Source organism: Streptomyces sp. ADI95-17, from assembly GCF_003846175.1.
GTDB classification, from domain to species: Bacteria; Actinomycetota; Actinomycetes; order Streptomycetales; family Streptomycetaceae; genus Streptomyces; species Streptomyces sanglieri.
The window spans coordinates 223,210-236,043 of the sequence record NZ_ML123055.1 but is presented as its reverse complement, the minus strand read 5'-3'; the positions used below and the strand labels follow the sequence as shown (position 1 = coordinate 236,043).

10 protein-coding genes and 2 pseudogenes are annotated in these 12,834 nt (G+C 67.2%); 4 read left to right on the top strand and 8 right to left on the bottom strand.

The genetic code is table 11. The features are described from left to right. Nucleotides 1-408: 408 nt before the first annotated feature. The 4 genes and pseudogenes from EES42_RS42455 to EES42_RS42440 form a co-directional block, all read right to left on the bottom strand. Complete coding sequence (locus EES42_RS42455) at nt 409-900, bottom strand: single stranded DNA-binding domain-containing protein (RefSeq protein WP_124723529.1); 492 nt, start codon at nt 898-900, stop codon at nt 409-411. 1,371 nt (nt 901-2,271) lie between these two features. After that, nucleotides 2,272-3,426, bottom strand: coding sequence for a caspase family protein (locus tag EES42_RS42450; RefSeq protein WP_124723528.1), 1,155 nt, complete (start codon nt 3,424-3,426; stop codon nt 2,272-2,274). Next, on the bottom strand, nt 3,423-3,764 hold the full coding sequence (locus EES42_RS42445) for an effector-associated constant component EACC1 (RefSeq protein ID WP_241196953.1): 342 nt from the start codon (nt 3,762-3,764) through the stop codon (nt 3,423-3,425). Before EES42_RS42445 ends, EES42_RS42450 begins: the two co-directional genes overlap by 4 nt. A gap of 1,296 nt (nt 3,765-5,060) precedes the next feature. After that, a pseudogene (locus EES42_RS42440) lies at nt 5,061-5,261 on the bottom strand (transcriptional regulator); the annotation flags it as partial. A gap of 548 nt (nt 5,262-5,809) precedes the next feature. On the opposite strand from EES42_RS42440, the gene EES42_RS42435 reads away from it, so the two are divergent. Further along, nucleotides 5,810-7,282 carry a hypothetical protein gene (locus tag EES42_RS42435; protein WP_124723526.1) on the top strand — a complete coding sequence of 491 codons (1,473 nt, stop codon included), beginning with the start codon at nt 5,810-5,812 and terminating at the stop codon, nt 7,280-7,282. Between the two features lie 37 nt (nt 7,283-7,319). On the opposite strand, the gene EES42_RS42430 is transcribed toward EES42_RS42435, so the two are convergent. After that, on the bottom strand, nt 7,320-7,562 hold the full coding sequence (locus EES42_RS42430) for a hypothetical protein (RefSeq protein WP_241196952.1): 243 nt from the start codon (nt 7,560-7,562) through the stop codon (nt 7,320-7,322). On the opposite strand from EES42_RS42430, the gene EES42_RS42425 reads away from it, so the two are divergent. Further along, on the top strand, nt 7,561-7,935 hold the full coding sequence (locus tag EES42_RS42425; RefSeq protein ID WP_124723525.1) for a hypothetical protein: 375 nt from the start codon (nt 7,561-7,563) through the stop codon (nt 7,933-7,935). The two genes, EES42_RS42430 and EES42_RS42425, sit on opposite strands and share 2 nt — an antisense overlap. A gap of 185 nt (nt 7,936-8,120) precedes the next feature. On the opposite strand, the gene EES42_RS42420 is transcribed toward EES42_RS42425, so the two are convergent. From EES42_RS42420 to EES42_RS42410, 3 genes are all read right to left on the bottom strand, one after another. Continuing rightward, nucleotides 8,121-9,260, bottom strand: coding sequence for an IS701 family transposase (locus tag EES42_RS42420; protein WP_323187696.1), 1,140 nt, complete (start codon nt 9,258-9,260; stop codon nt 8,121-8,123). Between the two features lie 269 nt (nt 9,261-9,529). Then, complete coding sequence (locus tag EES42_RS42415; protein WP_124723523.1) at nt 9,530-10,036, bottom strand: GNAT family N-acetyltransferase; 507 nt, start codon at nt 10,034-10,036, stop codon at nt 9,530-9,532. Between the two features lie 22 nt (nt 10,037-10,058). Then, the gene (locus tag EES42_RS42410; protein ID WP_124723522.1) at nt 10,059-10,649 is read right to left on the bottom strand and encodes a site-specific integrase; all 591 of its coding nucleotides are present in this window, start codon (nt 10,647-10,649) and stop codon (nt 10,059-10,061) included. A 111-nt stretch (nt 10,650-10,760) separates the two neighbouring features. Here EES42_RS42410 and EES42_RS42405 point away from each other — a divergent pair, with 111 nt between their 5' ends. Then, nucleotides 10,761-12,347 carry an ISL3 family transposase gene (locus EES42_RS42405; RefSeq protein ID WP_164495560.1) on the top strand — a complete coding sequence of 529 codons (1,587 nt, stop codon included), beginning with the start codon at nt 10,761-10,763 and terminating at the stop codon, nt 12,345-12,347. Between the two features lie 373 nt (nt 12,348-12,720). After that, nucleotides 12,721-12,834, top strand: a pseudogene (locus tag EES42_RS42400) (DDE-type integrase/transposase/recombinase); the annotation flags it as partial.

The window sequence follows — 12,834 nt, the reverse complement described above, 5'->3', positions numbered from 1 at the left end:
GGGAGCCTGCGCCAAGGGCACGGCGAACGGTCACGCCGGTCATCGTACGGGCAGCGCATCGCCGGTCGACCCGGCCGCCGGGCTCCCGTGCAACGGGATGCCAGCGCGGCGGCCGGGATCGTGGTCCAGGAGCAGCGTGGCCGCCTGCGGTGGTCGGGTCTGTGGTCGGCCTACGTCGGCCCGTGGTCGGGGCGGGCCCGACCACCTGGAGTCACCTCCGAGAGCGGGCGTGGTCCGACAACGACGAGGGGCGATGCCGCAGAACGCCGTCCGAAGCCATCGACAGACAGCCCCGCTTCCAGGCGTCAGCGCCTCCCGAATGGAGCAGCTTTCCGCCATCGGCATGCGCTGGGCATAGCCACGGCGGTCCCGAGCGCAGGGGAGCAGGGCAGGCCGAGTCGTCCGCGTTCAGAAGGGAGGTTCGTCGCTGTACGCCTGCTGACTGCTGGTCTTCTTTTGCGGTGTTCCGGTGGCCCAAGGATCATCCGGCGGCTGCTGCGGAGTGCCCCAGCCCCCTGTCGGGGCCGGCGGCGGAGACGCCTGCGGAACCGGCGCCAATTGAGGGAGGCCCTGTTCGTCATCAGGTTCAACACCGTCGATGGCGTCGTTCCACAGATCGCGGATGTATCCGCGAAGCGTGCGGGTGTCGTTGTCCTCGTCGTAGTCGGGGGAGTCGGAGAACCTTCTCCACGTCGGGTCATGGTCTGCCATGTGGCAGAGAACCTCGTGCACTGCTTTCACTTTGGGCCAGGTGCTGGTGGTCTCGCCTTTGAGGAGCCTGCGGACTGTTTCACGACTGACAGTCACTGAGGCGGGGTCGTGCGTCTGAGCAACGGCTGCCGCGATGCTGGCCGGTGAGGGGCGCCCTGCTGCACGGAAGTAGGTGTACAGCTCGCCCACGAAGGCCCTTTTGGGCCCACGCGGGAGCTCATCCTCGCTCGGCATTCGCAACATCTGTGGCATGCCCAACTCCAGCTCACTACAGCCTGCTTGAACTCAACGAGCCTAGCTTAGACACGGCATGACACCCATTGAAAACAGCTAGAAGCCAGCCTCGCCCAGCCAGGACAGAGTAGGACGCAGCAAGACACGTCTTCTTCCTGCTTTGTCCCACGAAAACACAGAAGAACTTTCTCTACCAATGAGCCGTTTTCGCTGGTCAGGGCGCTATTCAGAGTGCTTTCGTTGACGTCATCCGCCCCACAGGACGCAGTGACGTCTCAACAGGCGGACAACGGCAGTGCCGTCACCGGAAACGGCGACGGCCCCCTGGTGGGCAGGGAGCCGTCTGCAGAAGACCGAACATTCCCAACGGAAGAGAAGCTCAAGTCCATGAACGAGACTACGGCTCCGGCCTCCGCATCGAAACCCCCCAATACATCCCGGTGGGTGGCACGAGCACGACGGATACGCAACGAGGCCGGCCTCTACCTGCTGCGCGGCGCAGCGACTTCCGCTGGAGGCGCCCTCGTGGCGTACGGCGGTGTCTGGCTTCACTCACGCTGATGACGACTCAGACTGGCCTTGAAGCGATTGCGCGTTCGTTCGGCGAGCCTCGTATTCGCTTCAGCTGGTGAGCAGCGGGGCCGGACAGGGTGATCTCGTCCGGCCCCGCTGTCGTCGGTCAGCCGACCATGTCCCAGCGTCCTGAGGCCCGGTAGACGGAAGGGCTCCGACCGTGGCATCAGCGGGCTCGAGCTGTCCGTCTCCTTGACGATGCACAGATGTTCACGACGAGGCTACGGGGCAGATGGTCCGTCGTGGCGGCATCGTTGCCGGGTGCCAGGCCCGTGGTCCGTTTGCTGCTCAAGCCGCGATCATCGACATCGCCGCCGTGCAGGCGCCTCCCGCAACGGTGAACAACTGCTGACGCGATTCGAGTCGTGAACGAAGCCATGCCAGCCGTTGCTGCCGCCGCCCGCAGGTTGTCCAGCCATGGAGCCGCAGCCCCAGCAGTACGGAATCAGCCGTACTCAGCCATTCCGGAACCGGCATGCATCAATCACCGGAAGACTCTGCCGAGTAGCGGTCTCAACGATCAGGGGGAAGCGCAGCTGTGGCACAAAATCGCAAGGGGTACTACCGGGCTGGGCACTACGTGAAGCCGTCGTCGGCCTCTACCAAGTGGAAGAAGCCATCCGCAGGCATCGTGCTGGTGGCTGGCCTTCTGCTCCTGGCCGGATGGAACACTCTGTTCGGGAGCGACTCCGACAACTCCGGGAACACTCCCCAGCCGCATCCGTCAGGCGCCTCGACTCCTGCTGTCTCCGGTCAGTGACTGCGCTCACGGCGGAAGACCGAGAGAGGCCGCCCCCATGTCCTTGCCTTCCCGGGCTCCTTCCGCGAGGGCTCTGTGGGGCTTGCTCCGTCCGCTGACGGCCCCTTCTCACGCAACTGCAGCCAGGCGGTCTGCCAGTGCGTGATCTGGTCGTCCGGTACCCCGCAGGCAGACAGGTAGGCAGCTGTTGTGCCCCAGGTGGTGGGAAGCCTGGTGCGATTGAGCAGGCTGCTGACGGTGGCGGCCGATATCCGTCCAGCCGAGCGCCTGCTGACCGCCTGTTGGGTCAGTCCGCTGATCACGCGTACGTCCGCGAGGCCGATGAAGAACCCTGTGACGGTGCGGATCGACGACGGATCCGGCCATGGACGGAGGGCGGCTTCCGCGTCGGGCGAAGTGGCCGCCGACGAAGCGGGAAGATCCGCGTGATTACGCCCGAGCGCTACCCGGGCACCGCTGTTGCGGTCCCTGGCCTGGGGAACGGGATGCCCCCGGGCTTCCAGCGTCAGACGTAGATGCCGGTAGATGGTTCCCAGATCCAGCAGTGCGGGGCCGCCGGGGATGCCATGGCGCAGCGTGTCGAGCAGGGTGCCGGTGAAGGCGGTGTAGGTGTCCCCGACCGGTGCCAGGGCGGTGCGGGTCTCGGCTGCAGCTGCGAGGAGGTAGCTGCCTTCCACGGCGGCCTGGTCGGCGAGGCCGGGTGACGCACTCATCCGTCCCAGGGCCAGGCCGCTGTAGCAGCAGTCCAGGATCACGACGTGTCGTTCGGCGCGGGAGTCCAGAAGAAGGGCCTGGCGGAGCCAGTCGTAGGGCAGGCCGGTCTCGATTCGGCCGAACTCGGTGTGCGGCAGGGCGAGGCTGAGTGTGTCCTGCGGGTCGATCAGCCCGTGCCCGGCGAAGTAGATGACAAGCGTGTCGGTGGCTTCGGCGGCAGCCTGTCTCACCTCGCTCACCACGGTGTGCGCGGCGGCCGGATTCTCGACGACGGCCACGTGCTGCGTCGGCAGTTGCAGGGACAGAGGGCCTGACAGGAGTCCGGCGAGGGCTTGCAGGTTGTTCGAGACGGCCGGCAGCTGCTCTAGATGCTGGTAGCGGCTCGTCCCCACCAGGACCGCTCGTGACGCCCCTGGGTCGGGCAGCACGCTCACTGGCTCGCGTCCTCATCGTGGTCGGTGTCGAGTGCCCGGATCAGCCGTTCGACCTCTTCGTCGGAATGGCCGGTGAGGACGTAGACCGTGTCCCCGCGGTGGATCTCCAACCGGCCCCGTTGGGGCCGGGTCTGCCGCCATGCGACCAGGGCCAGCACGAACGACGCCGCGCTCCATCCGTTCCCCGTCACCAGCTGGAGCACGTCCATCGCCGTGCCCATCTCCCCCGGCCGCGGCGCAGTCCCCCGCACCTCGACCGTGGCAGACCTGCGTACCTCAGGGTCCGACCGCAACCACCCCTGCAACGACCGCAATTCCCCCGCGGACTCGACCCGCATCTCTAACCGCACCCCGGCCTCCCCATCTCCCGTGCACCCTCCCCATGACGATGCGCACCCATTCTCCGCCACAACACGGTCCTCGCGACGGGAGCCGCCGGACGAGACTGCCGGATCCGGATTCCTGAACGACAGTTCCACACTTCAGGCCGGTTCGACATCGAGGGCAGTCAGTCCCTGGCGCGGCTTGGCGGATACCGGGGTTAACTCTCAGCGAGCCGGGAATCGACGGCTACGACCGTCATGGTGTGAGATACGCGACTCTTGCGGGCGGAACTGGCACGCTGTTCCCGACGCTTCGTCAAGAGGCCGCGCATTCAGAGACGTTGAAACGCCGCGACGATCACTCATTTGATCTTGGCCATCTACTCAGAGTGGCACTGGGTGTCGTGCGTGAGGCACTTCGGGTGCGACTGAGGGAAGCGGCACCTCTGCTCCGGCGAGGGTACTGTATCGCCTACCCCTGGGGTCCAAGTGCCTCGTTGGCCTCCGCGGAGTTCGCGAAGGTCGCGGATCCAGGAAGGGGTATGCCCCATGGCTCACAGGCCTGACGGGTACTGCTGCTGCAGCACGAAGGCGGATCGACGTTACAGGTGGATCCGCTGGCTCGGTCCGATCGGCTCGCTCATCAAACTCGGATGGGACGCGCTGGGCTGACAACGCGAAAGCCCCGACCTAAAGGCCGGGGCCACGCTGCAGACGGTGTAGAGAAGGCCTCGCCCCGAGCCTCGCGAGCGATGGGTGGGGCCTTCGCCTTGCCGATGCTGGTTACTGTCGCGTAATCAACAAAACGCCGCCATGTGACGTGAGTCACACCTTCTGGCGTGCGACGGTCCCCATCTTGCCCCCCAAGGCCGAAGAAGGCGACCGATGCCCACATGATGAGCTGCGCATTTTTCTGCCAAGAACCCACAAGGGGGCAGCTCACCCCCCTAGTCCATCATTCAACGAGTGACAGGCATCACACTCACGAGGGACTATTGGCACACCCGAATGAGTGCCAAATAAGCGGCTTTTGCCGCGACTTCACATCTGCCGAACACGCCACGGCTGCACCACGCCTGACAAGCGGAGGTACCTTACCGCTCCCCACTGACAGCGCACGGTCCGTGTTTCCGCCGACCGAACGGCAACCCGAGCAGTTGAGTTCGACGCGGTCGATGTCGGCGAACTCGACCTGGAAGCACCTGACACCCGAAGATCACTGCGCGCCCTTCTGAAGCACGAAGATCAGTCGCCCCAGGCCGGAAGACCCGGGGCAACGGACAGACGCTCAGAACGGCGTACGGGGGCGCTCTACGCGGCGAATCCGATGTTGGTGACGTACTCGTACTGGCCCCACTGGGATCCCAGGTCCACGATGACGTCCTCCCAGGAGTCGTCCAGGCCCTGCTGGTCGCCGACCGCCCAGGCCTCGACGATGCCGGCCCAGCGGCGGACGTTCATCGCGCGATACTCCACCAGCCGCTGGAGCGGGCGTGGCACCGCAGCTCGGGATGGTGTGGTCGGAGCGGAAGGCGCACCAGATTGCCGATCCCCACACGCGTTGGTACCCCAGGCACTCAGGCGGGAGGAGTGCTTTGCGGAGCTGTCTGGTCTGCCGGCTGGTCAAGTTGTTGCTCACGCCGCCGCTGCTCGTTGCGAAGGCCTCCACCCGCTGCGTGAACACAGCTAGCGCCTCGTCCCCCTGGTCCTGAGTGAAATGACGGTACTCCCCGACGCCCAATGCCAGCGCGTTCGTCTCCTCCTCGATGGCGTCAGCAGTCTGGCGCAAGAAGTAGCTGCGCTCCCGGTACTTGTAGTACCCGCTGAACGCGGTGGCGACGGGGTCGCCGTCGCCGCGCCAGGCCAGGGTCATCTGGAGCAGGTCGTGGCGGCGGCCGTATCCGCTCGGGACCGGCCACGGGATGTCGACCAACCGGAGCTGAACGGGAGGCTGGTGGCTGGCACCCGAGGACGCCTGGGGCACGCATGTTGGGGCGCCGGTAGAACCCGTGCAGACGATTCTCCATCGGGCTTGTTCTATCTGCGGCACTGTAGGTCCCATGAGCAAATCAGCGTTTGGCATCGACGCGGCTTGGGAGCGAGTCATCGAGGCCCGGGCGCAGAGCGACACGAGAGCGGAGGCTCTCGCGTGGTCGCTACTTGGGCAGGCGCTCTACGAGGTGGGGCGTATTGAAGAGGCCGACGAGGTCCGTCGGCAGGGGATCGTCCGCGCGCAGAGCTGCGCGGACGTTCGCGAGGTCCTCCTGGCCGTGTCCGAGGCGCTGATGGCGCGCGGTGCGGAGTTACAGGAAGCCGCTGGTCCCGAGCCGCTCGAACAGCCCCACAGTGTGTTTGGGGCGCCCTATGTCGACGTGGGAGCGCGCTACTCGTCGTCCGGCTCGCGTGAGGGGGGCAGGCTGCTCGCGAATGCCCGCAATGCTTATGAGGGGGCGCTGGCTGCGCTGATGGAGTTGGCAGAGGAAGCCCGGGCACGCCGCGCGACCGTGACTCCGGACGAGGACAAGGGCTACCGCGCCCGTGCCCTGCCTCCGCCGCCATCCGGAGACGGTCGCGAGATCCTCCGGTCCCGGTTCCAGGCGCTGATGGCGCGCGGTGCGGAGTTAGAGGAAGCCGCTGGTCCCGAGCCGCTCGAACAGCCCGACAGCGCGTGGGGGCCGTCCTCTGCCAGAGTGGGCGAACAGTACTCGTCCGGCGTGGGCGAGCGGGGCAAGCTGCTCGCGAATGCCCGCAAGGCTTATGACGGGGCACTGGCTGCGCTGATGGAGTTGGCCGAGGAAGCCCGGACGCGCCTCTGGGCCGTATCTCCGGGCAAGGACAAATACCGCGCGTGGCGGCCATCCATGCCCATGCACCCGCAGATGGACCCAGTAGTGGTGATCTTGGGGGGGTTCCTGGCGGTCAAAGTACTCGGGCCGTTCCTCGAAGAGTGGGCGACGAAACTCGGTGAACAGTTCGGCGAGTCGACGGTTCGCGTACTCGGGCGCATTCGGCTGAGGCGCAGCTCCCGGTCGGACAACGCGCAAGGAGAGCTTGAGGCTGCTGTCCCAGACCCTCACGGACGCTACGGCCCGCACCCCGCGACGACGCTCGTCATTCCCAGCCAGCTGAGCGACGCAGCCAGGTTGGCGATCCTCGATCTAGACCCGGCGGACGACGCGGTTCGCGGCGCGTCCCTCTACTGGGTTGAGAGGAGAGGGGCGTGGATTTCAGAGCAGGAGCTGGAAGCCGATGAGTCCCTGCGTGGTTGGGTGGTCCGCTACACCTGGGCGGTGAGCGAGGGAACGAATCGACATCCGCGACACACCTACGACGAAGTACCCACCAGGGGCGAAGCGGTCGGCCGTGCAATGCGGGCACACCGGGATGCCCCCGACCTCAACGCGGTGCATATACGCAGGGCCTACGAGGAAGACTGGGGCGACCCGGTTCGTCCCATCCCCTCGGTTCGTCCTATCCCCCCAGGCCGGGTAGAACCTATGCGCGGCTTCCTCATTGATGAAGACGACAATTGAGAGGCGTGGCCGGAAGCATGCGCCCCCTGGCTTCGGATCAGGGAGTACGGACTACCGCACCGGAGACGAACCACTGAACCAAGGCAGCAGCCAGGTGGACGCCAGCGCGGGCGGCCTCCAGGGTTTCGGGCACCGTGGGTGCCTGTCCGCCGTGGCGGGAGGTCTGGCCTTCCCACAGGGCGCGCATCATCGCCTCGGCCGGGGCGATGGCGTCCTTGCCGGCCGGGGTGGAGATGGCGGTGCCGAACTTGTGCCGGGCGTTCTTGATCTCGCCGAGCATGCTGGTCGAGTGGCTGGCATCCGAACTGTGCGGCTACGTCGTCGGGCAGGTCGGGGACCGGGCGCAGCAGCACGCCCACCTGGCAGGGCCCACCGCGGTCGCGATCCTGTCGGTTGTCGCCGAAGACCTGGATCCCCGTCCGCAGGACCCTGCCGGAACCGAACGGCTCGTCCGCATCGGCGCCCTGTACCTGCGGTACTTCCGCGACGGCCACCAGGTCGAGGACGCACGGGAGATGGCCCTGACTTTCGCCCTGTGGGCAGGGTCGCAACTGGCGGCGCTCATGCTCCACGCCCCCGGGCGGATCACGTCTTACCTGGACGCCCGCGATCACGCGGTAGCGAAGCGACAGGCCAAAACGGACGCACCGTAGGCGCGGACTGCGGCGTACCTCGTACCCCGGCGCGACGGCTACAGCATGTTGCTGACGGCACGGCCTAGTAGGGCTTTGTTAGGTGGTGTCGTAGGTCTGCCATGGGGTGGGTTGTCGGCAGGTGGGGCAGGTGCCGGTCCAGGTGGCCAGCAGGTGTTGGAGGAGTGCCAGGGCCTGGTAGAGGGTCAGGCCCTGGCAGGGACTTTTGGGCAGGTCCGCTGTTCGGTCAGGAAGAGGTGGGCGGCGGTGACGAGGGTGACGTGGCGGTGCCAGCCGGTGAACGAGCGGCCCTCGAAGTGGTCGAGTCCGAGGGTGGTCTTCAGCTCGCGGTAGTCGTGCTCGATGCGCCAGCGGAGCTTGGCGAGGCGGACGAGGTCGCGGGCGGGGATGTCGGCGGGCAGGTTGGAGATCCAGTACTTGACCGGCTCGTTCTCTCCTTCGGGCCACTGGGCGATCAGCCACCGCGGTGGAATGACACCGTTCGGGGCGGGTTTCGGGCGGCGGCCGGCTAGGCGGACCCGCAGGAACACGAAGTGGGCGGACATGGCGGCTTTCGAGCCCTTGCGCCAGCTGACCGCGAACGCGCTGCCGCGTCCTTGGGCTAGGACGTGCTCGCGCAGGCTGACCGGGCGGGTGCGGTAGCGGGGCAGCGGACGCGGTCCGAGCCCGCCGTAGGGCGGCTGATGCGGTACGGCCGACTCGGCGTGGGCGGTCATCTCGCCCTTGACCTGCAGGGCATAGGCCAGGCCTCGGTCTTCCAGGCCATGACGGAAGTCGGCGTTCGCCCCGTAACCGGTGTCCGCGATCAGTACCGCGGGCCGCAGTCCGACAGTGGCCAGTTCGTCGACCATGTCCAGCGCGAGCTGCCACTTCGGCCGGTGATGTTCGCTCTCGGGTATCCGGCAGCGGGCCCGCCGGTCCGCAGCCTCCGGCCGGTCCCAGCTGCCGGGCAGGAACAGCCGCCAGGACAACGGGCACGACGCGGTGTCGGACGCGGCATGGACGCTGACCCCTATCTGGCAGTTGCCGACCTTGCCCAGGGTGCCGGAGTACTGCCTGGCCACTCCGGGCGAGGACACCCCGTCCTTCGGGAAGCCGGTGTCGTCCACCACCCACACCTGCGGCCGGACCACCGCCACCGCCCGGCGGGCCAGCCGGGCACGGACCGTGTCCACCGGCCAGGTCGACGACGTCATGAACTGCTGCAACTGCTGGTGGTCCACACCGAGCCGTTCGGCCATCGGCTGCATCGACTTCCGACGTCCGTCCAGCAGCAGGCCCCGCAGATACAGCCCGCCCTTCGCCCGCTGGTCAGCACGCGCCAAAGGCGCGAACACCTCCCCAGCGAACTCCTCCAACCGGTTCCGACACGCGACGAGTTCATCCGCCCTCATACCGGCAGGAAACCACCGCAACAGCCACTTGCCCAGAGACGTAACAAAGCCCTACTAGAGTCCCGCGGGTTCACGCAAACTGAAGGGCTCTTGGTGGGAACCCAAGGGTCCGTCGCCGTGCCTCACGGTGCTGGTTCCGCGAGTTTGACTCCAACTCACGACCACGCCGTTTCCTGGCTCTCTGGGCGCCCGAGAGCGGGTTAACCAAGAGGGTGGCCGTAACGCAACTTGTTGAGAGCGGCCCCGCCGGTCGTGTCCACCACGGCCGCGCCGTCGGGGCGCCAGCCGGCGGCCTCGTAGAAGCGCCGGGCTCGTTCGTTGTCTTCGAGTACCCACAAGACGGCCTGTGCGTAGCCAGCCTGTCCGAGAGTCGTCAATGCTGCCGCCATCAACTGCTTTCCGACCCCTGTGCCCCAGGCCGCGGGCATCGCGTAGAGCGTGCCGATTTCCGCGGTGACAGAGATGTCCTGAGACGGGCCGAAACTTGCGAATCCGACGATCCCGGCCTCGGTTTCGGCTACCAGTACCCCCGACGACGGCCACCGTGTTTCCGCAATCCGTGTCTTCCACTCGGACTCTTCGCGGCTTGGGTCCATGGCGTCGAGGTAGTGCTGGGGAACAAGACCGGCAAAGGCCGCCTGCCAGGAGCGCACGTAGACACCGGCGACCACTGACGCATCATCAGGCCATGCCTGTCGAATCTGCATGGCCGTCATTCTTCAAGTCCCGTCAGTCCGGGCCAAGTTCTTTTCCCGAGGGCGACGGTGAGTGCTCGGCTGTCTGTTCCAGCAGTGCCCGCGCCGAGTCCGCGTAGCGGATGGCGGTCTTCTCGTCGATGCCGAAGACCAGTGCGAGGTGGAGCGGGTCGGCGCCGTGGGTGAGGGCTTCTTCGAGCTGGCGGTCGACGCGGAGCCGTTCGAGGGTGGCGGTGAGGTTGCGGGTGGCCCGGGTGGTCCAGAGCTTGCCGACCGGGCCGAGTTCAACGGCGGCCTTCTGGGTGATCAGCAGGTGGGGGTTGGCCGTGTTCGGCCAGCGGCTGCGGCGGTAATCGAGCCAGTCCAGGACAGCACGGCAGGTGAGGTCGTCGAGCGGGCGGACGTGGCCGTCGACGGTGATGCGCCGGTTGCCCAGGTCGACGTCGTCCAGCTGCATGGTGCGGATCATCTTCGGCCGTGCCGCGTGGACGGCGGCCAGGGCGACGATGAGCCGGATGTCTGGGGTGGTGGCGGTGGCGACGGCCTCGTTGATGTCCGCCTGGACGAGGGCCTGGAGGACGCCGCCGGCCTGTTGTCGGCGTACGGGCCAACGTGGCTCTGGCAAGATTTTCGTAGCCGGAGATCATCCCGGTGACATGGTCGGCCGGTCCGCATAGCGGGCAGCCTGTGACTGTGCTCTGTTGAACTTGCAGTCCTATTACCACAGTTGGCCAATATGCTGGTGGTCTCGGCCGATGTCTCTGATGCTGTCGTGGCGGTCCGCGCCCGCACGAGATCCGGTGTTCCAGCGGGATGTACGGGATGCGGCCAGCTCAGCGCGTGGTGTCACAGCCGTTATGTACGGCGCCTCGCCGACGTCACTCTTGGAGGCCGGCCTCTTCGCATCGAGTTGTCCGTACGCCGCCTGTACTGCGAGAATCCGGCCTGCCCGAAGGCGACCTTCGCCGAGCAAGTGCCGGGGCTGACCGTGCGCTACCAGCGGCGCACCCCACAGTTGCAGCGCCTGGTAGAGGCCATCGGTGTGGTGCTGGCCGGCCGGGGCGGTGCCCGGATGCTGCGGATCCTGAACGTCACGCTCTCGCGATGCACCGTTCTGGCCCAGCTGATGCGGGTGCCGCTTCCACCACTGGAGACACCCCGGGTGCTGGGGGTGGACGACTTCGCGCTCTACGGCGATACCTACGGCACCCTCCTGGTCGACGCCACCACCCGGCTCCCGCTCACACTCTGGGAAGGGCGCGACGCGGAGCAGCTCAGCCAGTGGCTCCGCAAGCACCCGGGTATCGAGGTCGCCTGCCGCGACGGATCCCTCACCTACCGGCAGGGCATCACTGCTGGTGCCCCCGACGCCGTGCAGGTCAGCGACCGCTTTCACCTCTGGCAGGGCCTCTCCCGCCGCGTCCAGGACATCGCCTCCGCCCACCGCGGCTGCCTGCCCGCAGCACTGCCCCCGACCCGTGCGACCGATCCCGAACTGATCGAGGAGACTGCCGGGAACACCGCGGCGGACACCCGGGCCGGGCGGCATGCCCGCAGGCTGTTCGAGGCCGTGCACGCCCTGACCCGCACCGGCCGGAGCCACAGTTCCGTGGCCCGGGAGCTCGGCCTGGACCGCCGCACCGTGCGCAAGTACGCCCGGGCCCGCACCTGGCAGGAAGTGATGCGCCGCCCGCCCCGCAAGCCCTCCACCCTGGACCCCTACCTCGACTACCTGCAACAACGCTGGGACGAGGGACAGCACAGCGCGAAGATCCTGCACGAGGAACTCCAAGGCAAGGGCTACCTCGGCCACTACCAGCGGGTGAAAATGGCCGTCGCACCCCTGCGGCGGGGTCTGCCCCTAGATGAGCCACGCGCGCGGCCGCCCTCCCCGCGCGAAGCCGCCCGCTGGATCACCACCCATCCGGGCCGCCGCAGCCCACACATCAACGACTGCCTGCCCCGGCTCCTCGGCCAGTGCCCTGAACTCAGGCACACCCACGACCTGGTCCGCCGGTTCGCCGCCATGCTCGACAACCGTGACGCCACATCGTTGCCAAGGTGGCTGAACGACCTCGCAGACAGCGGACTGGCCCCTCTCGCCGGCCTCGCCGGAGCCCTGCGCGAAGACCGGCATGCCGTCGCCCAGGGAATCACCACCCCTTACAACTCCGGAGTCAACGAAGGCCGCATCACCGATGTCAAGCTCCAGAAACGCCTGATGGCCGGCCGCGCCAGCGTCCCACTTCTCCGTCACCGCGTCGTCCTGATCGCCCACCTCCGCCGCCGCTACGCGGACCGGCCGACCCTCACACCGGGATGATCTCCGGCTACGAAAATCTTGCCAGAGCCACGTTGACCCGTACGCCGACACCTGTCGGGGGACAGGGATGCGGATCGTGGGGTTGCGGAAGATCTGGCCGTTCTTCTTCGCGTGCCGGAATAGCGACCGCAGCGCCACGATCCGGCTCTCGCGCTGTTTGTCGGTGACAGCGTCCCGGGCGGCGATGATGTCCTCCCGGGTGACCTCGCGCAGGTGGTCGTAGCGACTGGACCACTCCAGCGCACCGGCTGGATCTCACCCAGGTAGGCCCATGTCGTATGCCGGGAGCGAGGCTCGGACCGCGGGTCACCGTCGAGGAGAGTACGAATCCAGGCTTCCACGGCGCGGTGGTATGAAGTTCGGGCAGGCCTACGCCAACGGCCTGCGCCGCAGGCGTGTGCAGCCGGGCGACAAGTGGCACCTGGACGAGGTCTTCGTGAAGATCAACGGTGAGCTGAAGTACCTGTGGCGGGCCGTCGACGCCGAT

Excerpts from the sequence above, each read along its gene's own strand:
- EES42_RS42445 (WP_241196953.1), bottom strand. The coding sequence starts at position 3,764 with ATGCGGGTCGAGTCCGCGGGGGAATTGCGGTCGTTGCAGGGGTGGTTG.
- EES42_RS42435 (WP_124723526.1), top strand. The coding sequence starts at position 5,810 with ATGAGCAAATCAGCGTTTGGCATCGACGCGGCTTGGGAGCGAGTCATC.
- EES42_RS42425 (WP_124723525.1), top strand. The coding sequence starts at position 7,561 with ATGCTGGTCGAGTGGCTGGCATCCGAACTGTGCGGCTACGTCGTCGGG.
- EES42_RS42430 (WP_241196952.1), bottom strand. The coding sequence starts at position 7,562 with ATGCTCGGCGAGATCAAGAACGCCCGGCACAAGTTCGGCACCGCCATC.
- EES42_RS42415 (WP_124723523.1), bottom strand. The coding sequence starts at position 10,036 with ATGCAGATTCGACAGGCATGGCCTGATGATGCGTCAGTGGTCGCCGGT.
- EES42_RS42405 (WP_164495560.1), top strand. The coding sequence starts at position 10,761 with ATGCTGGTGGTCTCGGCCGATGTCTCTGATGCTGTCGTGGCGGTCCGC.